This is a genomic window from Bacillus paranthracis, from assembly GCF_024296885.1.
Lineage (GTDB): Bacteria > Bacillota > Bacilli > Bacillales > Bacillaceae_G > Bacillus_A > Bacillus_A paranthracis.
Map to the genome: position 1 here is coordinate 4,211,409 of NZ_CP101135.1, position 24,145 is coordinate 4,235,553.

A 24,145-nucleotide genomic window follows, 5' to 3' on the forward strand; every position below is an offset into this window, starting at 1 on the left:
AACTTACCTCCCAACATTTTCTCATTAAAAGAAAACTCTTTGTTAAAACCATGTTAATATATTTTTGTATAATTAAGAATTTAATTTACAAGGGGGATTATATATGTTCAAAAAAGTAGCTGCTGATGTTTTAGGGTTAAGTGATGTAGGTTCTGTAATTACACCGAAAGATTATGACAAGGTCGATGCTGATGATTACGTAATGCATGAAGATGGAGAGAAAATTTATTTTCTAATTAAATCGAAATCAGATGAATATTGCTTCACAAACAAAGGATTACTTCACCTAGATGGTACAAGTGCGACAAGCAAAAAACGTACACTACGCCGCTTTAGCTATAGTAAATATCAAATTAAAAACGTAGCGCTTGAAACTGCGGGAACGATTGATTTAGATGTAGAAATTAAATTTCAAATGGGAGATGAACATTATTCAATTGATGTTCATAAAAAACATATCGAGGAATTAAAAGATTTATATAAAGCTTTACTTAAAATCGAAGAAATTTCATACGACAACGACATTACATTGCAGTATGCACATAAAAGTTTAGATATGGCATCTAACGCTTTTAGCCGTATTTCAAACGCACAAGTAAATTTAGCAGAGCAGTTTAAAGAAATGAATGAGATTGCCTTTAACTGGCTTGTTGATACGAAGAAACAATATAATGTGAAAGATTATGGTTTTGTATTTGAGAAGTTTATTAATAACTAATTTAAAATACACAAAAAACCTTGTTATCAAAAGATAACAAGGTTTTTATCTCAGGAGAAAGTTAAATTCCTGATCCATCTATTACCTATGTTCTATTACAATCCAGCAAAAATTTCTTTCCTTCCGCACTAATCTTCTACTCAGATTAGTGATATATAATAAAATTAAATTTCTTATTATATATACAAATGAAATATACGTTACTTTATTCCTGACTTTCCATCTCTTTCATTTCATCTTGCCACGTACCACCGATACCACCGCTAGGCGTATTCCAACGTTTTTCCTGTCTTTTGATTCTCATCTTGTCTTCTTCAGATAGTTCATATTGTTCCATTTCTTTACGTTGTTGTTCCTCATATTCTCTTTCCTGTTGTTCTATATGCCTTCTATGAGCTTCCCTATCAATAATCTTGTCGCAGCCGTGTGCTAACTCCTTCGTTTCATCATGTCCGTGTCCACAATAATCGTTCGGAATTTTAGCATTAGATTTCGTAGCTGGTTTAGAATCACGCTCATGGTTGCTTGTAACTCGACCTTCGTTTCCTCCGTTAGCTGTCGCATCTTGAATCCTAGTATTTCTAAGGCCATCTTGCTCTTTCTTCGTTACACTACCATCAGGATTAAACGTTATAGTCATGGTGCCTTCTCCACCATGACCTAAATACCCGTAAATAGAAAACGACTTATATTTCTCGATAAATCTAGGCGCACCCGCTATTTCTTTAACTTTATTCGCAGACATTCCAACCTTAATTCCTTCGTACTGTTCTAACGACACGGTTGGTGCATCATTATTCGCATCTTTATAATATGGACGCCTGTCGTTAATCTCCTTATCTTCTTTTGTCGTTTCCTCCACTTGTTGTAACTCCTCGTCCTTAGCAGGTTCTTCGTCAATCTTCTCGCCCTTATCCGAATTAGATGTGCCCTCTTCCCTCTGCGCATTTTCAACAGATTCATGTTTCTTATATGGCTCATAGTTCGCTTTTTCTTTCGCGGAGCAAGCACTAAGAGTTAATAGAGACATGGCACCTAGTAAAAACAACTTTTTAAATGCTTTCTTATTAAACATCACAGTATAATTCCTCTCTTTACCTTCTTTGAATCGAACTTCAAGAGTCTTCTTTCCTCTTTCGTATAAAATTGCCAATCCGTGCAGTAATAACCGTAGCGACTACAGCCATTGCTAACACTACCGCAAGCCCACCTAATATTGAATTTCCTATAATACCTGTAACTATTAGCATCAGCAATGCAATTGTCATTAGATTGATAGTATCCTTCTTTCCCTTTTTCATTGTAATTTTGCTACACCAACTTTTCTATTACTTCTTTTTCGTATCCTCTGGCCTAGATCCTCGCACCATACCTCTAGCCGAATCAAACAAGTAACTTAATCACGTATCTTATTCTACAGAAATAGTCGACTACTCCATTTAATCAGCAATATGTAATACGATTTTATTTTTTCTATATAATTATTATCACATATTCCATTGTGATAATCTTCCATTTTTAATCAAAAATCAATTTTTAAACAAACAGAAAACCTTGTTATCAAAAGATAACAAGGTTTTGTTAGCGCCCTAGGAGAGGTTCGAACTCTCCACCCGCCCATTTCCGTACTATTTTATATATTTTGATCGCAGTCTTAATATATCTTCCTCTTCTCGAATACCTGCCGATCCTTTCCTCACATTTTTTACGATAGTCCAATCCGGGTTGGTTTCATCACCGATGTTCTGTACTGTAAAGTTGCCATCACCATATTTTCGGTGACCTTCTGCCAATTTCTCCGTCAAATCGTTCTCATTTGATCTCGCCATCTTTGCGCCATCTCCCTTTTTTATACAACCTTCTTAAACTGTCTAACCAATCACAGGTCTAGTCAATTGGAGATTCTCGTTTTCCGCTTCTATTCATTGTAACACACTAACGGGGATAAGTTTCGATAACGGTTGCTCAATCGTACGAGGGCGGTAAAAAGTTTTATAATATTGTAAGTGAACAGTTAGGAGAATCTGGATATGGATTTGAGTTCCATCATAAACCTATTGATTCTTGAAATGAAATAAGAGGAATAGGGCGCATAAATGGCACTCTTTTCTTCATGCACTTTAATCCGTTACACATAATAATTACCACATATTACGTTACATTTTTTACACCTTTTGCACATACATCAATTTGTAGACAAACAAAAAACCTTGTTATCAAAAGATAACAAGGTTTTCTTAGCGTCCCAGGAGAGATTCGAACTCCCGACCCGTCAATTACCTATGATATATAAACGATTCTTTCATCGCTTGCTGAACGTTCATTTGTGCGGTCAACTGACCGTTTTTGTTAATTAATATTATACGCTATATAGTAGTTTTGCGTCAATGTTAAAAGCACTCTTATTCTATCGATTCCCTCTCGAAAATTCTGATGCATTTAGATGATACTATATCCACTGGAGAAAAGATAATTGCCTTAAAACCGCAATCTCGGCGAACCTTTACGCAATTACAGCCGAAAAAAGACGCAGATTATAAATCCCACGTCCCTCTCACCGTTATTACACCTTATATTTCTCAAAGAACTCACGAAGCGCAATCTCTATAATATCATCACGATTGATTCGAAGCACATCTTCGGCTATACCTAATTTCGAACATGTCTCCTTGCCGAGATACACCGTCCTACTAACCTTTTCTTTCGACCCACTTTTCCTAATACGCTCATTTAACGAATGAATCGAATTAGTATTCTTCTGTGCCAAAACCTTTTCCTTTTGTTGCATTTTCCGTAGCCCACTTACCTTTTTTTTCTTAAGAGTATTATCTGTATTTTCCGCCTGCGTATCGTCAGTGCCTGTTATAAATTCTCGGATATCCGCTTTTAAAGGTGGTTCGCCTGCACCCGCAAAATACCAACCTCTGCCACTATTTCGACTATATTCATAACCTGCGGCTTTTAATGCTTTACGCAACTTTTTGTCATTCATATCAATTTTTTCCGCCACTGCCACAGTCCCATTCGCTTTCAATTCATTCACTATATATTCCACATTCATATTTATTCCTCGTTTCTTTTTAGGATTATATTTAAGTATATAATTTCGCAAGTTGCTAAATTATTATATTATTCAAATAATTAATTTCATTTTCTAAATATAACACATAAAAATAAAAAATGTAACGAGTCTGCTGTCCCCTCAATTTCATCATTCTCCTAATCTATTTAAATCGCCATAGAGCGCATATAAGCGTATAAACTGTTCATCACATTAAATCTAATCGCCTAGAATTGCGTTTCTCAACATCGTAGTTTTTGAATGTAAGATATAAAAAGAAAGGCGATGCCATTAAACACTGCCATTCGTTTCACGCAAGTCTATTAATTCGAATTCAGATGCCTAGACGTCGCCATACCTCGAACAATAGTTTTCTCTCGTGGTGCGTCGTTCCCTTTCGGCTGAATATCTCTCGATGTCATTTGGGTCGTTACCTTTTGCGCATCTTGTTTCTTCATATTATCTCTCCCCTTCGCTTAGCCGTTTAACTTCTTTTTCTAACTCTAGCACTCGCCCAACCGCTTTTAGTAGTACAACGTCTGAAAGCGATGCGCCTTCGTCCTCTTTTGTGATTCTATCTATTTCCGTGTGTGCCGATGGTACTAACTCTATCTTGCTTCGTAATGCTTCGCCGATATCCTCGACAATGTCCGTATTATGTAATCTTAGCGTTGTTTTGTTTACTTTCGTCATGTTATCTCTCCCCTTCTTCTTCCAGCGATCCGTTTTAGATTGCGAAACTTAATTCGTTGCTTGTATAACCTCGGTGGCGTCGTTCGTATTCGTCAACCCCCGCATTTCCTTTATTGACTTTCTTTACTATTTGCCACTCGTTAGTCTTTGCGCATCGAATTAAATTAAATCCGTCACGCCCGTGCAAATGCGCTCCTACTCGTAGCATTATGTTTACGTCTTCTTTATCTGATTTCGTTAGTTGGTCGAGAATATGTAGAATTGCTTCGCCTTTTCTTTTGCTCATTCCGTTTCCCTCCGATTAGTAGAATAGGTGGAGCGATATCGTCCGCCCCGTTACGTTTGTTATTTCGCATTAACTACGACATCGTTTGCCGTACCATTCTTCGAGAATTTAACAGTAATATCATTACCGTACTTCTCGTTTAGTGCGTACATTTGACGCTTAATGTTGTCGTGATTGATTTGCTCGCCTTTTGTTGCTTCGATTTCGATGATAGTTTTCATAGTTTCGTTTCCCTCCAATATATTTATAATTTACGAGATAGGCGAGGGCATAACGCCCTCTTCCTGTCTTACTCGCTATATAGGTCGTGACCGAATCTTTTATGATTCTCAATCTTGCCTTCTACGAACTCGACTGTTTCCGAATGGTCTTCGAAATACTTCGTAGGATTATTTACGTATCGACCTGCAACGTGTCCGATATTTTCTGTGATAGCTGTTTGCGTTTGACCTATCGCAAATGCAACCTCTCTCATTTCGTTAATATCGTTTAGTTGCGCCTTGATGCCGTCGAAATCGTCGACCTGTGACGCCCGTGCTAGTTTCTTGGACATCGTTAGTAGTTGCGGACGGATATGTGCTAGATTCTGACTCTTGCCGACCATTTCCGCTAGTTGCCCAGTTAGATATCCCTGTAACTCGTGCGCCGTCTTTCCATTCTTGCTCGCTAGATTTACCATTTTCTCTAGGTATTGCATTGATAGTTTTTCGTCGACTGATAATAACACCTTCGTTTTTAGGTCGCTGATTTCCGCATCATATAAAATACGGTCGCTTTCCTCTAGGTCTTCGAATTGCGGTGTTAACTTCGCTCGCACTTGCTTTTCAGCTTCATCTAGTAGTGCGCCGTATTTCTCTCGGCGCTCTTTCATTTCAGTCATTAGCACATATTCAGCAACTTTCTTTACTCGCCCTTTCTTCGCTTGCTTGCCTTGGAACGTTAGATTTGCGTCTGTATCGATTTTACTTGTTGTTTCGTATAGTCCGCCTTGACCTCGTACCAGTTCGACTACGAAACTAGGTGTAGCACTTTTGATTTCTCTTGCTTCTACGATTAACTCATTGATTGATTTATTGTTTGTCATATTAATACATCCCCTTAATTAGTTTAGTTTGGTTTATACCTGCATGTGTTTGAATAGCTTTTTGCACCATTTTATGAAATGGCTGCTGGCGATCCGTTTGCTCTTTTTTATTTCGTGTGTTGGCATTTTAACGCTCACATCTCTTTGCCTGTATACGTTTCTGAATATCTTCCGCCACTTCTAGCAACGGCATATTATAAATGAGTGTCGATTGTATAACCTGTAAGTTTTTCGCACCTACTAACGACTCGATTCGTTTAATGCTTGCTAGTTTCGGTTGTACGTGACCGCATTCCCAGCGATTCACCGTTAATTCCGACACGCCGATAAGTCGTGCAAATTCATTTTGTGACAACCCTATGAGTTGACGAAGTGCTTTGATGTCTCTTGCTCCCATTTTCCTATACCTCCTGGCATTGTTAATTACATACTGGGGTTTTGTGTTCTCCATACTTAGCGGATAAATAAAGGAGGAAGACGGACTATAAAGGAAAAGCCCTCCTATGCATCATCTAATCGTATCCGCTCGTAGTTCCCTACGTTATATATTGGGGACTGAGGGTATATAATTTGCATACTCACCGTAATATTTTTCTATTTTATTTACGGTAAATGAAATTATCTCCGCTTCGTATGTATGGGCGCACCTTCTCACCTGTTCTCGGTCAGTTTTACGCACTCATCTCCTGCGCTTGCACCTTCTTATAGAATTCAGCGATTTCCATGCGTCCCTTCGTCGTAATGTACGTGTTAGTAAACGTAACTCCCGACCACTTTGCCACTCTTGTTTGTGTACTGAACCAGCCTAGTCCCTTATACTTTCCAATTGGTCGATACACTTCACCTCTCGACTTATGACCCAGTACGCCATGTACTTGTAGGAATTCACGCAATGCTTGTGCGGACAGTCCATCGATTCCTTCTGCGACCTCACCAAACGTATATACTTCATCAGATTCGATGAATGCCGATACCTTTTCGCCTAGTGAATCCCTTTCTTCTGTGACTTCGTTTAGTTTCGCTTCTACTTTTGCGATATGGCGGTTTTTATATTCGATGATTTTCGCATTAACTAAGGCAACGGCTTGTACGTCACCGTTCATAAGTGCCCTCGCTAGTTCCATTTGTAACTCTAGTTCGTTATTGATTTCGGCTACTTTGACCTCTTTGCTCGCCTTCTCTTCGATATTTAGTAACTGGGTGCGGACTTCCCTCGCAACTTCGCTATCTCGTAGCAACATGCCGATACGAAGAATTGCGCGTTTAGGATATAGCCCAATCGTTGAATATGGAATTTGTGTCGCCATTCCATCAAATTCTATTAGAATGTGTCCTTTTTCTCTCGTAACTTTAGCCGTAGACATCATGTTGGTGGCTAAATTCTCCGCCAACATTTTTCCTGTCATGGTCGTATATCCATCTTCTCGAATTTCCGCAATGTGTCGGGTATATATCTTTTGTATAGTCTTAACAGGTACCTCGTAGAATTCCGCAATCTGTCTATTCGTTGCAAATTCCATGTTAGGAAATAATAGCAACCCTTTGACCTTTTCTAGTACGCCAACACGCCCTGCCAGTTCGTCACGTTGCGCCTTTGATTCGATTAATTCCACTTCGTTAACCGTTCCTTGCACTACATCCTTATTGATTACTAGTTCTAGTTTCATCTTTTAACCTCTCCTTTAATTTAGTCGTTTTATAATCGCTTGCTCATCGTCTTCAAGCGGTTTCCCGCCATTGAAGGTTATTACTAGTTTGGGCATCTTGTTTCGCCTTGTACTGCGCTCCCTTTCCGCTTGTTTTTGCGTTTCAGTTTGCTTCCTCTTCGTCTTTACTTCGTTATTACCTTCAAATATATTAACGCCATCTTGCGACGTTTCTGCGGTGCTTCTCGTAGGTTTCCTGCGACATCTTCGCTTTCTTTTCTTCGTATAGAGTTCAGCTTTCACACTCTCAGGAAGGTCTAGATATCTCGTAGCGCTTGCGGGTATTTCTATGAAACCGTACGTACTTGTTATTTCTTTTCGCATATGGATCGCCCCTTAGAACGTAATATCGTCGTAGTCCGTTTGCGTTTCGCCTTGCTTCGGTGCGCTGGCTGGTTTCCCGCCGTTTTTTACGATTCTTGATAGTAATTCATTTCGCTTTTCGACGTCTCTTCTTCGAAGTTTCTCGACCGCTAGCGTGTGCTTTAAATAGCGTAGGCGGGCTTTAGGAAATCTTTGTAGCAACTCGTCTAGGTCTAGCGGTAACTTTGGCTTGTATTCGTTATTTTGACGTATGCCCGTACGATTAATTTCGATTAAACCAACACTAGCGAGCGCTTTTAAGTTTTGATTAATCGTTCGTACACTTTTCCCCGTCTCTAGTGCTAGCTTGTATTGAGAAGGGTACGCCTTCTTTGTATCTCTATTGAATTTATCGACAATAATTTGATATAGCATCAACGCACTATCATTTATCCCGTAATCTTGCATATACACGTAGTTTCGTAGATATGTCGGCATCTTAATAAACATTAATTCGGGCTTCTTGTCGGGATTGTCCAGTGACTTATCGAATACAGGTCGATTCTTTAAACCTACGGCGAGTGTTTCGACGTCTGTATTTAATAGCGGTTTGTCCTCCTTTAGTGCCTCGATTGTTTGCGTTATTGCTTTGATTGATACTTCTCGTTCTTCTTGCTTGGTTGTTTTTTCTACCATTAATGACCATCTCACTTTCTTTTTATTGCTAGAGTTCGGCAGAATTTCGCTTGTGGCATTATATCGCCAAACTCCCAGCGGAATATCGCTCAACTCTCGGCAGTATTCTTCTGGTTAAACTAGATTTATATAACGATATTTATGTAACTAGAAAATATACCGTCTTACTTCGTAAGAGCGTAGCTAAAGCTAACGCAATAATAGTAATAACGTACTTACTTAGTTAAAAGATCGGCACGCAGTACTAATAGAATAGAAAGAGGGAAGAGGGAAGAGCGAAGGGAAACCGCCCGACCTGTGTTAGTATTTGACGCCGTAGTGGTTTTTTGCGTCACCTACGTTTATATAGGGGCGTGATACCCGCTAGAAAGGTTAATACGATATATGTCGTTCCCCTTACGTATCTATTGGCGCACCCGTAGGCGCTTTTGGGTATCGGTATGCCTTACACTGATATAAGGGCACAACACTCGTATAAAAGAGCATATATACCTTATATTCTTTCTGCGTATCTTTCGCAGTATAAGATTTATATTGGCTATAGTTCTTTATAGGTCGAGTTAGTGAGCGGTTGGGCTATGATAGGTAGACCTCTCATGTGAATAACGCCCCCAGTTGAAAAATGGTGTGCGCTATTTGTAGGGGCTTGCTTCAGGGGTATCAAGGGGGTGGCTTGGAGGGGAGCGAGTTTTCGAGTGATGGGCGAGTGATTTGGTCACGTCGTCCTTATCGTTCATCAGCGAGTCAAAGAAGTGCTTCAAAGACTTCGCAAAAGTTTTGAGACTCAAAAAGAAACGAATTCGAATCACAAAAGCAAACGCAAAGAAGTTCGAAACTTAATTCGAATCGCAATCACAATCGAAACTTAATTCGAAGAAGAAAGAGAGACGAAATCATTTACGAATTCGATTCGAATTACAATCGCAATCACAATCGAAGAAGAAGACAACGAAGAAGAAAGCAATCAAAATAACTTCGCAATCTTTTCATTATTATTTTGAATTGAATCGCAAATACAATCGAATCAATCACAACGAATCAATCACGCACAACGTTCATATGCTCATCGTGAGCACGGCAAGCCACGGCATGATGAGTGATACGCTGTACTATATAGTACGTGTACGTAGCCTATTGCGTTAAAGGCGTCAGTCAAGCCGAATAAGAGCCGTTAGCTACTTCGAATTTTTATATTGATTGAACGTGTACGAGCGATCATGTGAGCGCCGTGGTATTGTGGTGTGGTACGTCGGGTATGCAAGGATAGGCATACCCCTGTTGGTAATATAGTGCGGGCTGTTGGTGATGTGGTGTCAGCGCTTGGTAATACGAAACACATAGCGGGGTATTCGAGTATGTAATAAGGGCTTGGTCAATAGATGCAATGTCATATGTCATTATACTTATGTCATAACTCTCGAGATTTGACACAAATTTTAAAGTGTAGTAATATAGCATCATCTTATTATGTCGTAACTCTATGTCAAAAGTGATGGCGCAGAAAGGACGGATTAATTATGAAATATGGATACGCTCGTGTCTCAACGGTAACTCAAGATTTAGAATCACAACTACAAACGTTAAAAGCAGAAGGATGCGATGTCATTTATTCGGAAAAGTTCACGGGAACGACTACAGACCGCCCCGAACTATCGAAGGTACTCACAGTATTAAGCGAAGGAGATACACTGACAGTAACGAAGCTAGATCGCCTTGCACGTAATACAAAGGAAGGTATCGAGATAATTGAAGCGCTATTCAAAAGAGGTATAAGGGTTCACGTTCTCAACGTAGGACTACTAGAAGATACGACAATGGGGCGATTCTTCTTACAAACGTTATTAGCAGTCGCAGAAATGGAGCGCAACCTAATCTTAGAAAGAACACAAGAAGGTAAAATAGTAGCTAGACAGAATCCGAATTACAAGGAAGGTCGCCCGAAGTCACATTCAGATAAAAAACTAGTCGAAGCTATGCGTATGAAAGAGAAAATGGGCTACTCATTCCGCCAGCTATCGGAAGCAACAGGTATTAGCATGAGTACGCTACAACGATTCGCTAGAAAGCAACGTGACCAGCAAGAAGCATCGGCAGAATAGGTCGGTGTCTTTTTATTATGCGCTGATTTCTTCACCCCCCGAGTTCCGAAGTCGACGCTCTTCCTACTCCTCAGCAGGTGTATAGCTGTCATTCGCAGCGCTACACACCAATCTGACGACATTTTCCCCCGTGACATCGCTTATTTTTGTAAATCGTTGTAATCGTTATATTTACACCTAAACCATCATAAACCCTACAGTGGCATAGCTTTGCGCTGTCTTACGTTAAATTGTCAGATAGTTTACACGACATAAATTTTCGTTACTTTGCACATATAAAAAGAGCTACACCTTCTCAGCGTAACCCTCCTATCAATTACCAACTATACGGTACTACAATTCTATTAAAGCATACCAATTCATAAGAAGCTTCAATAGATCGCTCTGACTTCTTTGAGATTATGGGAGGAAAGAGAGATGGAAGGGCTTTCAAATATACCTAAAAAAATATCTTAAATGAAAAAGTCCCCCTAAAAACCTTTCCTTATCCTAACTTTAGCTAATTTTACTTTAAAAACAAACTTGCCAAATAAGTAGACAGTGCACTCCCTAAAATTGCTCCTAAAACTGCCCCTATTATAGCTATACTTAAAGGATACTTAAAAGTTTCCTTAAACTTTTTTTTATCTTGTTCTTTTTTGATTATTTCTGCATTTTCTTCTTTATAAAACTCTTTATAACTGTCTGATTTTAACATTCTACCTGATATACCTTGTTCATTCCTATGCCATTGTTCTTGCAGAAATAAATCCTCTCCACTACTTAAGTTAAAGGTCTTGGCAATATCTGGTCGACTCGGTGTGTTTTCTAATGTGTTTAAAGAAGAGGGAGTTTTTAAATAGTACAGCATAATAGAAACTAATGATTCCCCTACTATGATGCTTACAGCTTTATTTGTAGGATTATTAACAGCAATTAATGACAAACCAGCCCATCCAGGGTCTAAGGTAGTTGAGATATGACCTAATCCTTTTGAAACAAGTGATACTCTAGGATGATATGTACCTCCTATCCACTTAGACACCCATATTGCTTCATTTGTGTAAATACAAACAGTGTCATTAGGAGGAATCTCTATAATATTATCCTTAACAGCAGAATTTTTATCTGACACCCTCCATGCCAATTGGCTTGCAGTTAGGTTTATTGAACCCCCTTTAATATTATCCATATTCAAAGGGTGAATCCTAATATTACCTTTAATTAATTCTCTCTTTATATCATTATTACTTAGTAGCAAGTTAGTCCCCCCGCATTTCTGACAATTCTATTAAAAGGCAATAATCACAATAGTAATATTTTATCATATTTTGTGAGTTTTATCCATTCAAGGATTTTAATATAATTAACTAATTAAATTAAGTTTTGTAAAACGAGCAACACCACGATTACGCATGATATCACTTGATAGCAAATAAGTTCTTACAAGACTATTAAATATCGATAAGAAGACGAAGACAGACGTTAAAACTGCGTATATTAACGAAGAATTAACGCTACAGACTAACATGTATAAGACATTATATCATGCGCAATATTACCAGCTAGTGTACAGTCGATTTGTGTACGATACCTCAACGGTAAACATACGTAATTGCATTCTTGTTAGTTTCAGAGGGGGGACGTGCGTTACAAGGTTTCGGCTGGTAATATGTAACGTAATGTATAACGGTTAGAGTACGCTAAAATGTTAAGTTACGTTAAGTATACCGTTGTATGTGTCCGAATAAGGCACGCATGCTTAGTCGGTGCCACATGTCACTACCCTCTTCCCCCCTATCGATTGGCATATCGACATGTCATTAACCTTATTGATTTCCTTCAAATAATGTACGAACAAACTTCCCTAACTCTTCATCGGAAATCCCCTGAGAAATCGCCTGCTCTATTGCTATACTTCTAGCCCTTTCAACAGGCGTTGGTTTAGCACTTTCTTTCTTCCTGTCTGCCCATTCTTGGTATTGACGATTTTCTTTTTTCGCAAGCGCTAGTGCTTCACGGACCGTATTAACTTTCTTTCGTGCCCAATGTCCAGCGACTTTTTCAACGTATGATTTTGGCAACATCATATCGTTTCTAAGTAGAACATAATAAATTAATACGTTCACTACACCTGGTCTTAGCTTTTGATTTATCATTATATCTTCGACTATTTTTAAGTCTGCTATCGTTACCTCTGCACCACCTGAAATTTCTTTCAGCAGTTGTTTTGGAGTAATTTCCTCTAACTGCTTTATTAACATTTCTTCTTGTATGTTCATAGGTCCCTCCCATTACAAATTGGTTATGTGAAATTTTCATGTGCTATTTTATATTTTTGGATTTTCTTACTGATTATAATTACCTACCCTTTACGCGTTCCCCTCACTTAGTTAGTGGTAATAACTCTCGTCATCCCTTGTCACTTATCCCTCTCGTAGCCAGTGGCATTATATGTAATTTGTTCTTTTAGTATAAAGTGGTATTCAAAATACTCTCTTCAATCTCTTCCTGTTCAATCTCATTTTGGACCTTATCAAACTCAAGTATTGCATTATCTGCGTACTTTTGAAAAACTGTTGCCCTTATTAATCTATCTATGTTTGAGTTTAGTAACAATAAAGAAGTCGCCATTTGCATTAATGATATAATAGTTAATTGGCCTGGTATTGATAAACCGTAGTTACTAGGACCAAAAACATATCCATGTTTCTGTACCCTTTCGTCTTGAATATCCCCTAAGCTATTGTATAATCCAGTAGGGCTTGCGTGTATGTGATAGCTTGCTTGTTTATAATAAATAGATAGGCGATCAATTCCTGCATTATTCTCTAAATCACTGAAGTATATTCTATTTTTAAAAGGAAATAAAGATTTCGCCCATGAATATGGTTTGCTAAAATCGTTACCGTATTTCTTTAGAACCTCTTTATAATCCTTTTCTATATTATTTGCTTCTATTTGATTTAGTTTAAACTCGTCATCTTTTTTCCTATATTTAGTCAACTCTTGGTAGTCTTCAACAACTGAATAATCTATGAATTTACATATTAAATCGTCTGTGAACCCTTTATCGCTATACCTTGAAGTTAGATTTCGAAAATATACATTGCATTCATGGAGACTTCTCCATCTAGACATTGCTCCATCTGAAAATCCCGATTTAAGCAAAGTATATATTTCCTTGCTTATAACGATTGCTTTAGCATAGAGTTTCATTAGTACATCAAAGGTAACAGAAATTGAATATTTATTATTTTCTACTTCAGCATGCTCTTCCATATACTCATCAATAATATTCATAGCTGTTTCTTCTGAAATCTTTATAATAGAGGCTAAATCGTAAAAAGCATCTAACCATCTAAGTTGGAGTCGCGACTCAAATTCTTGATGTATTAACCTCTCTTCCTCTACCATTTTTGGTGTTGTTTGCTTAAGTGTAGAGTAGATAGGACTTGCATACTCATCAAGGTTTTCCTTTGAATATATTCCTTTTATAGCGGATAATAATTTATCTTCGTCAATTTCTTCTCCCTTTTTTAATTTTTCTTCAACAACTTTTTTGACTATGTTACCTAATTCTTTTTCAAACGTTTTTAAACTCAATATAATCCCCCCGTACCTTATAGTTGTGGTTGTTAAAACATTAATAGAATATATCCCCATAATAATTGAGTCAATATTTCGAAAAACATAAATGATGATGTGTACATATACACCCAAACATCTCATCCAACTTACCCGCTACCTCCCGTTGCATCGTCGGCAGCACATGGATATATGTATTAAGCGTCATCTGCTTATCCCATAATTTTATTTTCTTCGCGTAAAATCTTCACGCGCCCCCTTCTTTCTTAAATCGAACTTTAACGCGTCCCTTCCTGCTCTTCCATTTCTTTTAATTCATCTTGCCACTTATCACCAATACCACCGCTAGGCGTATTCCAACGCTTTTCTTGACGTAGGATTCTCGCCTTATCTTCCTCGGTCATTTCATCTTGGTATTTTTTCGCTTCCTTACGTTGCTGTTCTTCATATTCTCTTTCCTGTTGCTCTAGATGTCTTCGGTGTGCCTCTTCATCAATAATCTTATCGCAGTCATGCTCTGGTTCCTTCGTTTCATCGTGTCCGTGTCCGCAATAATCGTTCGGAATTTTAGTACTAGATTTCGTAGCAGGTTTAGAATTACGGTCACCATTACCAGTTGAACTATTTTCATTAACTTGAGTATTTCTAAGACCATCTTGCTCTTTCTTCGTTACACTACCATCAGGATTAAACGTTATAGTCATCGTGCCTTCTCCACCATGCCCTAAATATCCGTAGATAGAGAACGACTTATATTTCTCGATAAATCTAGGCACACCTGCTATCTCTTTAACTTTGTTCGCAGACATTCCGACCTCAATTCCATCATACTGTTCTAATGACACGGTTGGTGCGTTGTTATTCGCATCTTTATAATATGGACGTCTGTCATTAATCTCCGAATCTCCCTTCGTGGATTCCTCCACTTGTTGCGGTTTCTCATCCTTCGTAGGTTCATCTTCAATCCCCTCGACCTTAGGCGGATTGGATGTTTCCTCTTCTCCTTGCGCAGTTTCAACAGATTCGTGTTTCTTATATGGCTCATAGTCCGCCTTTTCTTTCGTAGAGCAAGCACTAAATATTGACGTTGTCGCCACACCTAATAAAACTACTTTCTTAAATGACTTCATAGTAATTCCCCCTTCTTTCTTCGAACCTTTATACGTCCTCTTTTTCCTTCCTCTTCCGCATAAACTCTCCAATCTTAGCAGTTATAACCGATGCGACTACAGCCATTGCAAACAATACTGATAGCCCACCCATAATGGCATTTCCGATTATCTTTGTAACAACCAGCAATACAAATGAAACTATTAACAGGTTCGCCCTTATATTTTTCTCTTTCTTTCTATCCTTCACGCCCTATCTTCCTTTCTAATATTTCTTTTTTGGATTCTCTGCTTAAATCCTCTCACCGTACTTCTAGCGGAATCAAATGAGCGCCCCGTCTTTTTCGATAATACTCTAGAGATTTCGGCTTCTGTAACCCTATTGTAATTCTCTACCGTATGTATCATAGTATCTAGTACAATGAAATCTATTTTCTTCTTGCATATGTTTTCATATAGCTTTGCGTAAGTATCTCGGTTAGTCATTATATTGCAGATCGCTTTCTCTTCCGCATTTTCTGCACAATCCTCTAGCGTTTCAAGTACGTTTATATCACTTATAAGCGTTAGTACCGTTCGTCTTTTTCCTCTTTCTCCGCAATATTTACGTAATGCTTGATAAATAAAACTCTTAACTCTCTTATCGAAATCACCCTTATTTATATCAAACGTTCTAATCGCATATCTTATTCTACGGAAACACTCATCGATAAAGTGTACCTCGTTATTTATCTTATACCAGTTAGCTTTGGCTAAGTTTTCAATCAACGGTATGTAATGCGCTTCAATTTTTTCTACATACTTATTATCGCATATTCCAGTGTAATAATCTTCCACTTCTTCTTTAGCCAGTATCGCTATTCTATTTAATGTTGCGCTTATGTCTTCGCCTTTATTTGCATATCTTCTTATAGTCAGTCTGCTTTCCATACGTAAGTCCTCCGCCTCTTGTAGCGCCCTGTGTCGACCTTAGATGTTTAACTCACTTCCGCTAGTAACGTTAAATACCGAGTTTATGCTATTGACAAGCGGTGACACATCGACTAGCAGAGGCGAGGGAGTCGTAGGAAGCTGGGCGCAGTTTGAACCCCTATTTCGCAGAGATAAAAAATAACGAAGCATTTAAACTTCGTCAGATTTCTTATATATCAATGCAAATAGAGGTAAGGCGTTAACAACTAGCGTCGGCTCGTTGTGTGAGGTTTTCAGTAACGCATTCCCCGTCCTTGTGCTTTCACACATATCGACTTTCTACACTACAAAACGTCCCATAGTGCTTAAATCTTTCGATACACCCTGTTACCGCAGTAACAACGTATTTCCACCCTTGCCGTATAATGCCCGCAATCGGCTAGACCTATACGACGCACGGGGAATGATATGCGTTGAATTGTATAGCGCTAGTGGATGCAGCGGTCTAGCTACCCTTTTACGTTTTTAAGTTATCGACTTGGTACGGCTTCCACGTCGTGACTTACCGCATCAGTACCTAAAAAAGACATTACTAAAGACGCCTTGCAATTTCCGAATTTTTTCGATAAAATGCAAAGTAGATGGTCGAACTGATACGGCTTGTCCGTTATTAAGTTTCGATGTGTATAGTTTTGAGTCTCCGATTGCCGTCGGGGACTTTTTATTTACAAGAAGTTTCGTAGACTTTCCGCCACTTCGTTTTTATCTAAATGCAGATAACGCGTTGTAACGGATATATCACTATGCCCTAGCGCCTTTGATATCAGCGCGACATTTGCGCCTTTCTTCAAGAGATTCTTCGCAAAACCTCTACGTATAGCATGCGGATTAATGTTTTTAAGTCCGTATTCCTTCGCATGTTTAGTCATTCGTTTTGATATAATGTTATTCGTCGGACTAGTTAAAACACTTCCACCGCTCTTCGTAATAAAGAGATAATCATTTTTTACGTTATATTCTCTTCGAATAATTTCGTTTTGTTTCATAAGAACGCTTATTAACCGCGCCAGAACATCATCAAACGGTAGATATATCGATTCATGATTCTTAATAATTCCACCATCGACATTTAATACTTTTGCATCTAAATCGACGTGCTTATGTTCTAGTTGCGCCAATGTGCCGACACGTATTCCCGTCTGATACATAAGTAAGATAGCGGTAGCATCTCGTAAATCTAAGAATCGTGTTAAATCGAGTACCGATAACAAGATATTAATTTCACGGTCTGTCGCACCTTCTTTAACAGGTGTATCCACCTTTATCTTCACATTGCGCCAAAAGTTAATATCAATCCACCCGTTATCATGACAACGTCCTAGAAATGCCTTTAGACACTTCAAACGGGTTAATTTCGTTTGATTACTAACATTCATAGACGACAACCACTCGTAAATATGATTAACGTTCAACTCTTCTATATAGTGCGTGTCTGTTATTTTCGCAAAATGACTAACGTGTATGTAATAATCGTTTATCGTGCGCTCACGTAAGCCTGTCGCTTTCATTTGACGCACAATTATCTCGAGCGCTTTGTCGATTGTTAAATTGAACGTATAACGATTTTCTGCGGTCTCTTTCTTTCGCTGATCGCTTTTCAATCTATCGCCAAAAACATTCGATAAATCCTCACTAATCGTTAAAGAATCGCGTTTTTTTGACATAAAAAAATAAGCCCCCTAACTCGTTAGCGACCGCACATTGTACGATTCAACTTACGAATTAGAGAGCTTATATATTGCGGATTTTGACGTCACCGCAAAAGGTTTTCTTAGCGTCCCAGGAGAGATTCGAACTCCCGACCGACGGCTTAGCTTACCACCATAGCTTTCGCTACCAGCAATTACTGTTTGTAGTCTGGACTATATCTTCACCATTTCAGGTGCGACACGTGTAGTCTCTACGGAACCTCACGATGATTTTCATCATACTTCAGAGTCTTTACCATTAAATTTTACTTAATCATTCAAAACTCCTTAATCTTTTTCAAGATCGTAAGTTTCCTCGGTATTACCATCAGCCGAACTGTTAAGGCTTCACCGATATAGTGTCGTCCACTTTATAGGTTCTTGTTTCCCTATAAAGGCTCCTATTTTTCTTGAAGGCCGTTGCTCTATCCTGCTGAGCTACTGGGACATGGAGCGGGTGAAGAGAATCGAACTCTCGACCAGAGCTTGGAAGGCTCTTGTTTTACCACTAAACTACACCCGCATATGTTATTTTATTTTTCTTCGTTAGCGCCGTTGCCCTATCGACAATATTTATTATATGTATAACCATACATAAAGTCAACACCTTTTTTAAAAGAGGATAATTTTTCTTATCCTCTTTTAAAAACTGCTTGTTCAACTAGCTGTCCGTCTAGTGTTTCAAAACGAACTTCCATTTGATTTTCATCCATTTCTAATAAAGCAAATGTTTTTTCTACACGCTGACGCGGTAATAAAATACTGCCTGGATTAATAAATAAAACGCCGTCGATTAATTCCGCACCTAATACGTGAGAGTGTCCGAAGCATGCAACTTGCGCCCCTACCTCTTCAGCATGGTACGCTAATGTTTGTAACGTCATTTTCACGTTATGACGATGTCCGTGCACAACTATGAAACGAACACCATCTACATCAGTTACAATTTCGTCTTGAAAGTTAGCATAATCACAATTCCCTTTTACAACATGGAAACCTTGCAACTCTTCATGAGCAGGCGTTAGCTCTGAATCACCGCAATGAATCATGATATCTACTTTCCCTTCATACTTCTCTTTTAACTGCTGTAATTCCTTCACAGAGCTATGACTATCGCTTACGATTAAAGCTTTCATCAATCTCTCTCCCTTATTCTCCTAAAAACCATTCAGGGATTTTTTCTTCTAGCTTACGTAGAGCACGTCCGCGGTGACTAATAGCATTTTTCTCATCTGAACTTAGTTCCGCCATCGATTTTTTATATTCTTCCACATAAAAAATCGGATCATATCCGAAGCCGTTTTCCCCGCGGCGTTGTTCTAAAATAAAACCTTCGCACGTCCCATTTACAATGACAGGCTTTTTATCCCCTTCAGGGAAAGCCACTGCTAATGCACAGTAGAAGCGAGCTTTACGCTTATCAAACGGTATTTCATTTAATTCTTGTAAAACTTTATCAATATTTGCTTGATCATCTTTCGGCTCTCCAGCAAAACGTGCTGAATACACACCTGGTTTCCCGTTTAAAGCATCTACAATAAGACCTGAATCATCCGCAATTACAATTGCATTCAATTGTCTACTCAAACTGTCCGCTTTTAAGATTGCATTTTCTTCAAATGTTTCACCAGTTTCTTCGACTTCTTCAATATGAGGAAAATCGTGTAATGATTTCACTTCTAAATCAAATCGCTCAAATAACTCAGCAAATTCACGTACTTTCCCCATATTTTTTGTCGCTACAACAACTTGTTTCATTTTTTCCACCTCTACTCTATATGAGATACGATGTCACCTAACGCTTCTTTTTGCATATCAATCAGTTGGAAAATGCCTTGTTCTGCAGCATCAAGTAATTCATTTAACTGCGCTCTACTAAACGTCGCTTCTTCTCCAGTTCCTTGCACTTCAACGAACTGACCTTTTCCAGTCATAATTACGTTCATATCAACGTCTGCTTTAGAATCTTCTGCATAGTTCAAATCTAAAACAACACCTTGCTCTTCAACAATCCCTACTGACGTTGCTGCTAAATAATCTTTTACTGGAATTTTAGATACTTTTTCTGCTTGTAATAACTTCTCAAACGCTAATACCATCGCTACGTATGCACCTGTAATAGAAGCAGTTCGCGTTCCACCATCCGCTTGAATAACATCACAATCAATCCAAACCGTTCTCTCACCAAGCGCTTCTAAGTCAACTACCGCACGTAATGCTCGTCCAATTAAGCGCTGGATTTCCATTGTACGTCCTGTTACTTTCCCTTTACTTGACTCCCTAATTGTACGTTGTTCTGTCGCACGTGGAATCATCGCATATTCAGCTGTTACCCAGCCCTTTCCTTCTCCACGCATAAAAGGCGGGACGCGCTCTTCAATTGTCGCTGAGCAAATTACCTTTGTATCCCCAACCTCAATTAACACTGATCCTTCTGGATGTTTTAAATAATTCGTATGAATATGTATATGGCGTAATTCTGTTTTTTCTCTACCATCTACTCGCATAAAAATAACCTCCTCATAACTACTTGTTAGTATAGCCAAATTTAAATGTATGATATGTATACAATAAAAGAAGAGGAACCCAAAAAGCAATTCCTCTTTCTTACTTAAGTATATCAAATTATTGACGATTAAAAACTACCTGTATTCACGTTTTCTGGACGATCTACAGGTTTTATTAACTTTCCGCCCTTTTCATCTACAAGATTTGCTTTACCATTCACTTCAATAGAAACGCTTTTCACACCTTTCTTTTCAGTTAAAGATAAAACTAATGACTTCAATACATAATTTGAAACCATATTTTTATCTGGGTTTATAAATATATTTTCGTTAAAGTTTAATGTAAGATTTCCGTCTTGTAATTTTGGATTCGTAATCAGCTTAACTCCTGGATTAAAATCATTTAGGAGCGATTGATGAATCGGCCCTTTTACAAGTTCATCTACAATTGCTGCATAATCATTTTCTTTTCCTTCTACAACGCGGCGTGTTACTGGTACGTAGTATTGCTGTTTATTATTATTTTGTGCCATAAAATAAAGTGTTACTGGTTTTGTATTTGTTACATCCGCTACTTGCTCATCATCGAAGTTAATACCGTTCGCACGGCTCACCCCTTCACCAAGCGGTGTACCACTAACAGGCATCTTCGCTAATTTTTCACCATTTATTTGGAACTGCACTTGTTTTATTTCTTTAAATTGCGTCAACGTCCATGCAATAGATTCAACGATTTGACGTTCTTCCTCTTTCGCATAGTTTTTCATTTCTTTAGAAAAATCAATGACTGCCGTCCCATCTTTTTTCAAGTTAAGGGTCATCGATGTATTCGCTGGAATGACTGCACGGAACCCATTCGGTAATAAATTCGTTACCGGCCCATCTTTCACAAGGTACTCTAACGTTTGCTGAATAACCTCATTCGCTTTCGGAGTAGGTATAGCTAACGTCTGCGGTACAACATAGCCATTTTTATCAACAAGGTATAATTCTCTATTCACTGTTTGTCCTTGCTTATCTTTCTTAGATACTTCTTTCTTTCCACCCTCTGTATACGTAACTTGTTTTGGTGGATCAATTTGTTCCGTTGCTTTCTCCTGATTTATAAAGCCACACCCTGTTAGTAAAACAGCGCTCACAGTAGCACCAACAACCCATTTAAAAGTGGATTTAGGCATGCCATTCCCCCCTAAAATCTAAGTTTGTACTATTATGTATACGAGCTGTTTCATGTTTTAGAACAAGCTGTGCTCCCTATAAACAAAAAAACTCCTGATTTCTCAGGAGTTCACTTATATGAATTCTATTATTATTCTTTTTCTAAATAAATATGTTTCACATTTTCAATCGGTTGACCGAACCATTTTGATGCAATTTCTTTAAATAGGCCTATTTTTCCTGTTGTTAAGAAGAGATGATCACTTTGTTCCTCTCCCTCATTCAACATTTTACTATGGTATAAAATGGTACTTACTTCACGTGCCGTTTCATCACCAGAACTAATGAGTTGCACTTTATCTCCCATTACTTGTTTAATAACAGGACCTAAAATTGGATAATGTGTACAGCCTAAAATAAGCGTATCAATATCAGTGTTTTTCAGCGGTTGCAACGTTTCTCTTACAACTTCATACGCCATTTCACTTTCGAAATTACCGCTCTCTACAAGCTCAACAAAAGGTGGACACGCTAAACTTTCTACCATAACACGATTATTAATAGACTTTAACGCTTCTTCGTATGCACCACTTTTCACCGTTCCAATCGTTCCAATAATCCCAACATGATACGTGTTTGTCATTTTTAAAGCTGTACGTGATCCTGGGTGAATAACTCCTACCACTGGAATTGGTAATTGTTTCTGCATCTCTTCTAATACAACTGCAGTTGCTGTATTACATGCAATAACTAACATTTTGATATTTAAATCTAGTAAATGCTCCGTCATTTCCCACGTAAATTGACGCACTTCTTCTCGAGAACGTGGACCATAAGGGCAACGTGCTGTATCCCCTAAATATATAATGCGCTCTTTCGGCAACTGACGAATTAATTCCTTCGCCACTGTTAAACCGCCAACTCCTGAATCGATAACACCGATTGCTCTATTCAACTTCATCACCCGTTTTCTCATTCATCATCTTATTTTATCATTATATTTTTCACACTTTAAGTTCGCTCACTTAAACTGCTTCTATATGAAAATTTTCATTTGTACCTGTATAGACTAGGACCTTTTTTATTTTGCTCCTTTTTTTCATAATTTGCAAGACAGAAAAACAACCGACCTTCTATATGAAAGTCGGTTTCTTCTATATAAAGTACATCTTTAATGCTCCATCTTTTTTTGGAAAGAAGACATTCCTATTAATAAGAAGAAATGAGCAGAAATTAACATGACGATTAAAATAAAATTGAAACGATAACTATTTGTAGATTCCATAATTTTGCTCGCAACAGCTGGTCCAAATGCCATACCGAAAAAGTTAATTAAATTATATAAGCCGAGACCGACTCCAACTTTAGCTGCATGTAATGTTTTCGGTATAAATGTGTTCAATGATACTTGAATGGCAGAATAACTCATAAATGTCAAAATAATCGCCAATACAATAACGACTATACTTCCATTCGGAATAAACCCTAAAATTAAAAAGCCAACAATCATAATGACAGACGCTACATAAATCATATTCACATTTCCAAACGAAGGGACAATCTTTCCAGTAATAAAACTAGACACAATACCAAAGAGTGATGCAACAAATAATACAATTCCGATAACAAATGGAGACAATCCGTGCTCTCTTCCTAACAGTAATGGCAACAATAATAAATTAGCACATAACGCCACATTAATTATAAATCCGACTGTTATTAAACGAAGAAATGCTTTGTTCGAAAACAACTCAATATCGATAAATGGATGCTCCGCTTTCTTCATACGAACCGTGAATAAAAATAAAGAAATTATCGATAACACAAATAGCCAACGATTCATATTGATACCTAGTAAAACAGTCGTAATGAATGCAAATAGTAACGCCGCTCCAATATAATCAAAATGAAACGTTTCATCCGTATGCTGCATTTCTTCTGGCATAAATTTTATAAGCAAGAAAATCCCCACTACTGAAATAACCATAAATAAAAATAAATATGGCCATCCTAGTGTATTTGTAATAGCCCCGCCAACTAAAGGGCCAATACCTATTGCTAATGCAATAGAAGAACTAATCATCGCTAACGCACCAGGCTTCTTATGAGGAACAACTAATTTTGCCACCGCGATCATACTAAGCGCAATAAACGCCGCACCCCCGCTCGCCTGCACTAATCTTGCAAAAATGACAATCGCATAAGATTGATTTACAAATCCAATAATGGATCCAGCTACAAATATGATGATTGAAATAATCAATAGTTTTTTTACACTGTAACGATCAGCAAGCTTCCCATATATCATCGAACCAATACCGACAGCTAAGGAATAGCCTACTACAACCCAACTTACTTTCGATTGACTAATGGATAAATCATGAGCAATATCCTCTAACGCAACATTAAATAAAACCGCATTCATCGGTCCTAATAAAACGATAAAACATAATGTGAAAACAAACCATTTTGAATGATTGTTTATATCTTCCCCCATG

26 protein-coding genes, 1 tRNA gene and 2 pseudogenes are annotated in these 24,145 nt (G+C 38.1%); 3 read left to right on the top strand and 26 right to left on the bottom strand.

Annotated features, from left to right (window positions below; all coding sequences use genetic code 11):
- The first annotated feature begins 103 nt into the window (after positions 1 to 103).
- Positions 104 to 718 carry a PH domain-containing protein gene (locus NLJ82_RS21775; protein ID WP_000475206.1) on the top strand — a complete coding sequence of 205 codons (615 nt, stop codon included), beginning with the start codon at positions 104 to 106 and terminating at the stop codon, positions 716 to 718.
- Positions 719 to 923: 205 nt separating this feature from the next.
- On the opposite strand, the gene NLJ82_RS21780 is transcribed toward NLJ82_RS21775, so the two are convergent.
- From NLJ82_RS21780 to NLJ82_RS21790, 3 genes are all read right to left on the bottom strand, one after another.
- A complete protein-coding gene (locus tag NLJ82_RS21780) occupies positions 924 to 1,793 on the bottom strand; it encodes a hypothetical protein (protein ID WP_002028537.1) in 870 nt (289 codons plus the stop codon).
- Positions 1,794 to 1,833: 40 nt separating this feature from the next.
- Complete coding sequence (locus NLJ82_RS21785) at positions 1,834 to 2,019, bottom strand: hypothetical protein (RefSeq protein ID WP_000715456.1); 186 nt, start codon at positions 2,017 to 2,019, stop codon at positions 1,834 to 1,836.
- 327 nt (positions 2,020 to 2,346) lie between these two features.
- Positions 2,347 to 2,547 carry a hypothetical protein gene (locus NLJ82_RS21790; protein WP_000124456.1) on the bottom strand — a complete coding sequence of 67 codons (201 nt, stop codon included), beginning with the start codon at positions 2,545 to 2,547 and terminating at the stop codon, positions 2,347 to 2,349.
- A 152-nt stretch (positions 2,548 to 2,699) separates the two neighbouring features.
- Between NLJ82_RS21790 and NLJ82_RS28940 the strand changes: the two are divergent.
- Positions 2,700 to 2,786 (top strand): annotated as a pseudogene (locus NLJ82_RS28940) (DUF6572 domain-containing protein); the annotation flags it as partial.
- Between the two features lie 495 nt (positions 2,787 to 3,281).
- Here the strand turns inward: NLJ82_RS28940 and NLJ82_RS21795 are convergent.
- The 9 genes from NLJ82_RS21795 to NLJ82_RS21835 form a co-directional block, all read right to left on the bottom strand.
- Complete coding sequence (locus tag NLJ82_RS21795) at positions 3,282 to 3,779, bottom strand: hypothetical protein (protein ID WP_001100287.1); 498 nt, start codon at positions 3,777 to 3,779, stop codon at positions 3,282 to 3,284.
- A gap of 459 nt (positions 3,780 to 4,238) precedes the next feature.
- Complete coding sequence (locus NLJ82_RS21800; RefSeq protein WP_000170096.1) at positions 4,239 to 4,472, bottom strand: hypothetical protein; 234 nt, start codon at positions 4,470 to 4,472, stop codon at positions 4,239 to 4,241.
- Between the two features lie 34 nt (positions 4,473 to 4,506).
- The gene (locus tag NLJ82_RS21805) at positions 4,507 to 4,758 is read right to left on the bottom strand and encodes a hypothetical protein (protein WP_000044269.1); all 252 of its coding nucleotides are present in this window, start codon (positions 4,756 to 4,758) and stop codon (positions 4,507 to 4,509) included.
- A 59-nt stretch (positions 4,759 to 4,817) separates the two neighbouring features.
- Positions 4,818 to 4,979 carry a hypothetical protein gene (locus tag NLJ82_RS21810; RefSeq protein ID WP_000848813.1) on the bottom strand — a complete coding sequence of 54 codons (162 nt, stop codon included), beginning with the start codon at positions 4,977 to 4,979 and terminating at the stop codon, positions 4,818 to 4,820.
- A gap of 68 nt (positions 4,980 to 5,047) precedes the next feature.
- On the bottom strand, positions 5,048 to 5,842 hold the full coding sequence (locus NLJ82_RS21815) for a hypothetical protein (protein WP_000183764.1): 795 nt from the start codon (positions 5,840 to 5,842) through the stop codon (positions 5,048 to 5,050).
- 127 nt (positions 5,843 to 5,969) lie between these two features.
- Positions 5,970 to 6,239: a helix-turn-helix domain-containing protein gene (locus NLJ82_RS21820; RefSeq protein WP_000501236.1), complete on the bottom strand. Its 270-nt coding sequence runs from the start codon at positions 6,237 to 6,239 to the stop codon at positions 5,970 to 5,972.
- A 274-nt stretch (positions 6,240 to 6,513) separates the two neighbouring features.
- Positions 6,514 to 7,209, bottom strand: a complete 696-nt coding sequence (locus tag NLJ82_RS21825; protein WP_249276739.1) for a phage antirepressor KilAC domain-containing protein — start codon at positions 7,207 to 7,209, stop codon at positions 6,514 to 6,516.
- Between the two features lie 315 nt (positions 7,210 to 7,524).
- Positions 7,525 to 7,872, bottom strand: a complete 348-nt coding sequence (locus NLJ82_RS21830) for a hypothetical protein (protein WP_001224387.1) — start codon at positions 7,870 to 7,872, stop codon at positions 7,525 to 7,527.
- A 12-nt stretch (positions 7,873 to 7,884) separates the two neighbouring features.
- Entirely contained in the window at positions 7,885 to 8,562 is a 678-nt protein-coding gene (locus NLJ82_RS21835) for a helix-turn-helix domain-containing protein (RefSeq protein ID WP_140418903.1), read from the bottom strand.
- Positions 8,563 to 10,064: 1,502 nt separating this feature from the next.
- Here NLJ82_RS21835 and NLJ82_RS21840 point away from each other — a divergent pair.
- Entirely contained in the window at positions 10,065 to 10,646 is a 582-nt protein-coding gene (locus NLJ82_RS21840) for a recombinase family protein (protein ID WP_000873667.1), read from the top strand.
- A gap of 505 nt (positions 10,647 to 11,151) precedes the next feature.
- Here NLJ82_RS21840 and NLJ82_RS21845 read toward each other — a convergent pair.
- From NLJ82_RS21845 to NLJ82_RS21910, 14 genes and pseudogenes are all read right to left on the bottom strand, one after another.
- Positions 11,152 to 11,886: a dCTP deaminase domain-containing protein gene (locus tag NLJ82_RS21845; protein ID WP_000927248.1), complete on the bottom strand. Its 735-nt coding sequence runs from the start codon at positions 11,884 to 11,886 to the stop codon at positions 11,152 to 11,154.
- A 676-nt stretch (positions 11,887 to 12,562) separates the two neighbouring features.
- A pseudogene (locus NLJ82_RS21850) lies at positions 12,563 to 12,898 on the bottom strand (DnaD domain protein); the annotation flags it as partial.
- A 196-nt stretch (positions 12,899 to 13,094) separates the two neighbouring features.
- Positions 13,095 to 14,231 carry a DUF5677 domain-containing protein gene (locus NLJ82_RS21855; RefSeq protein WP_000054132.1) on the bottom strand — a complete coding sequence of 379 codons (1,137 nt, stop codon included), beginning with the start codon at positions 14,229 to 14,231 and terminating at the stop codon, positions 13,095 to 13,097.
- A gap of 260 nt (positions 14,232 to 14,491) precedes the next feature.
- The gene (locus NLJ82_RS21860; protein ID WP_000834581.1) at positions 14,492 to 15,343 is read right to left on the bottom strand and encodes a hypothetical protein; all 852 of its coding nucleotides are present in this window, start codon (positions 15,341 to 15,343) and stop codon (positions 14,492 to 14,494) included.
- A 28-nt stretch (positions 15,344 to 15,371) separates the two neighbouring features.
- Entirely contained in the window at positions 15,372 to 15,572 is a 201-nt protein-coding gene (locus tag NLJ82_RS21865) for a hypothetical protein (protein ID WP_000654945.1), read from the bottom strand.
- Positions 15,569 to 16,252, bottom strand: coding sequence for a hypothetical protein (locus tag NLJ82_RS21870; protein ID WP_000445883.1), 684 nt, complete (start codon positions 16,250 to 16,252; stop codon positions 15,569 to 15,571). Before NLJ82_RS21870 ends, NLJ82_RS21865 begins: the two co-directional genes overlap by 4 nt.
- Positions 16,253 to 16,959: 707 nt before the next feature.
- A complete protein-coding gene (locus NLJ82_RS21875; protein WP_000039107.1) occupies positions 16,960 to 17,958 on the bottom strand; it encodes a tyrosine-type recombinase/integrase in 999 nt (332 codons plus the stop codon).
- Positions 17,959 to 18,431: 473 nt separating this feature from the next.
- A tRNA-Gly gene (locus NLJ82_RS21880) sits at positions 18,432 to 18,505 on the bottom strand.
- A 109-nt stretch (positions 18,506 to 18,614) separates the two neighbouring features.
- Positions 18,615 to 19,118 carry a metallophosphoesterase gene (locus NLJ82_RS21885; RefSeq protein ID WP_000645498.1) on the bottom strand — a complete coding sequence of 168 codons (504 nt, stop codon included), beginning with the start codon at positions 19,116 to 19,118 and terminating at the stop codon, positions 18,615 to 18,617.
- Positions 19,119 to 19,131: 13 nt separating this feature from the next.
- A complete protein-coding gene (locus NLJ82_RS21890) occupies positions 19,132 to 19,740 on the bottom strand; it encodes an XTP/dITP diphosphatase (protein WP_000815941.1) in 609 nt (202 codons plus the stop codon).
- A gap of 11 nt (positions 19,741 to 19,751) precedes the next feature.
- Positions 19,752 to 20,489 carry a ribonuclease PH gene (gene rph, locus NLJ82_RS21895; RefSeq protein ID WP_001261765.1) on the bottom strand — a complete coding sequence of 246 codons (738 nt, stop codon included), beginning with the start codon at positions 20,487 to 20,489 and terminating at the stop codon, positions 19,752 to 19,754.
- A 128-nt stretch (positions 20,490 to 20,617) separates the two neighbouring features.
- Positions 20,618 to 21,667, bottom strand: coding sequence for a spore germination protein GerM (gerM, locus tag NLJ82_RS21900; protein WP_001126764.1), 1,050 nt, complete (start codon positions 21,665 to 21,667; stop codon positions 20,618 to 20,620).
- A 131-nt stretch (positions 21,668 to 21,798) separates the two neighbouring features.
- Complete coding sequence (gene racE / locus NLJ82_RS21905; protein WP_000773996.1) at positions 21,799 to 22,608, bottom strand: glutamate racemase; 810 nt, start codon at positions 22,606 to 22,608, stop codon at positions 21,799 to 21,801.
- A 210-nt stretch (positions 22,609 to 22,818) separates the two neighbouring features.
- Complete coding sequence (locus tag NLJ82_RS21910) at positions 22,819 to 24,144, bottom strand: MFS transporter (RefSeq protein ID WP_000503381.1); 1,326 nt, start codon at positions 24,142 to 24,144, stop codon at positions 22,819 to 22,821.
- Position 24,145: the final 1 nt, after the last annotated feature.

Bases quoted from the DNA above. Each gene is read 5' to 3' on its own strand.
- gerM (WP_001126764.1), bottom strand. From the start codon at position 21,667: ATGCCTAAATCCACTTTTAAATGGGTTGTTGGTGCTACTGTGAGCGCT.
- racE (WP_000773996.1), bottom strand. From the start codon at position 22,608: ATGAAGTTGAATAGAGCAATCGGTGTTATCGATTCAGGAGTTGGCGGT.
- rph (WP_001261765.1), bottom strand. From the start codon at position 20,489: ATGCGAGTAGATGGTAGAGAAAAAACAGAATTACGCCATATACATATT.
- NLJ82_RS21840 (WP_000873667.1), top strand. From the start codon at position 10,065: ATGAAATATGGATACGCTCGTGTCTCAACGGTAACTCAAGATTTAGAA.
- NLJ82_RS21810 (WP_000848813.1), bottom strand. From the start codon at position 4,979: ATGAAAACTATCATCGAAATCGAAGCAACAAAAGGCGAGCAAATCAAT.
- NLJ82_RS21820 (WP_000501236.1), bottom strand. From the start codon at position 6,239: ATGGGAGCAAGAGACATCAAAGCACTTCGTCAACTCATAGGGTTGTCA.
- NLJ82_RS21830 (WP_001224387.1), bottom strand. From the start codon at position 7,872: ATGCGAAAAGAAATAACAAGTACGTACGGTTTCATAGAAATACCCGCA.
- NLJ82_RS21890 (WP_000815941.1), bottom strand. From the start codon at position 19,740: ATGAAACAAGTTGTTGTAGCGACAAAAAATATGGGGAAAGTACGTGAA.
- NLJ82_RS21875 (WP_000039107.1), bottom strand. From the start codon at position 17,958: ATGTCAAAAAAACGCGATTCTTTAACGATTAGTGAGGATTTATCGAAT.
- NLJ82_RS21800 (WP_000170096.1), bottom strand. From the start codon at position 4,472: ATGACGAAAGTAAACAAAACAACGCTAAGATTACATAATACGGACATT.
- NLJ82_RS21795 (WP_001100287.1), bottom strand. From the start codon at position 3,779: ATGAATGTGGAATATATAGTGAATGAATTGAAAGCGAATGGGACTGTG.
- NLJ82_RS21825 (WP_249276739.1), bottom strand. From the start codon at position 7,209: ATGATGTCTACGGCTAAAGTTACGAGAGAAAAAGGACACATTCTAATA.
- NLJ82_RS21790 (WP_000124456.1), bottom strand. From the start codon at position 2,547: ATGGCGAGATCAAATGAGAACGATTTGACGGAGAAATTGGCAGAAGGT.
- NLJ82_RS21815 (WP_000183764.1), bottom strand. From the start codon at position 5,842: ATGACAAACAATAAATCAATCAATGAGTTAATCGTAGAAGCAAGAGAA.
- NLJ82_RS21805 (WP_000044269.1), bottom strand. From the start codon at position 4,758: ATGAGCAAAAGAAAAGGCGAAGCAATTCTACATATTCTCGACCAACTA.
- NLJ82_RS21775 (WP_000475206.1), top strand. From the start codon at position 104: ATGTTCAAAAAAGTAGCTGCTGATGTTTTAGGGTTAAGTGATGTAGGT.
- NLJ82_RS21785 (WP_000715456.1), bottom strand. From the start codon at position 2,019: ATGAAAAAGGGAAAGAAGGATACTATCAATCTAATGACAATTGCATTG.
- NLJ82_RS21885 (WP_000645498.1), bottom strand. From the start codon at position 19,118: ATGAAAGCTTTAATCGTAAGCGATAGTCATAGCTCTGTGAAGGAATTA.
- NLJ82_RS21910 (WP_000503381.1), bottom strand. From the start codon at position 24,144: ATGGGGGAAGATATAAACAATCATTCAAAATGGTTTGTTTTCACATTA.
- NLJ82_RS21860 (WP_000834581.1), bottom strand. From the start codon at position 15,343: ATGAAGTCATTTAAGAAAGTAGTTTTATTAGGTGTGGCGACAACGTCA.
- NLJ82_RS21870 (WP_000445883.1), bottom strand. From the start codon at position 16,252: ATGGAAAGCAGACTGACTATAAGAAGATATGCAAATAAAGGCGAAGAC.
- NLJ82_RS21780 (WP_002028537.1), bottom strand. From the start codon at position 1,793: ATGTTTAATAAGAAAGCATTTAAAAAGTTGTTTTTACTAGGTGCCATG.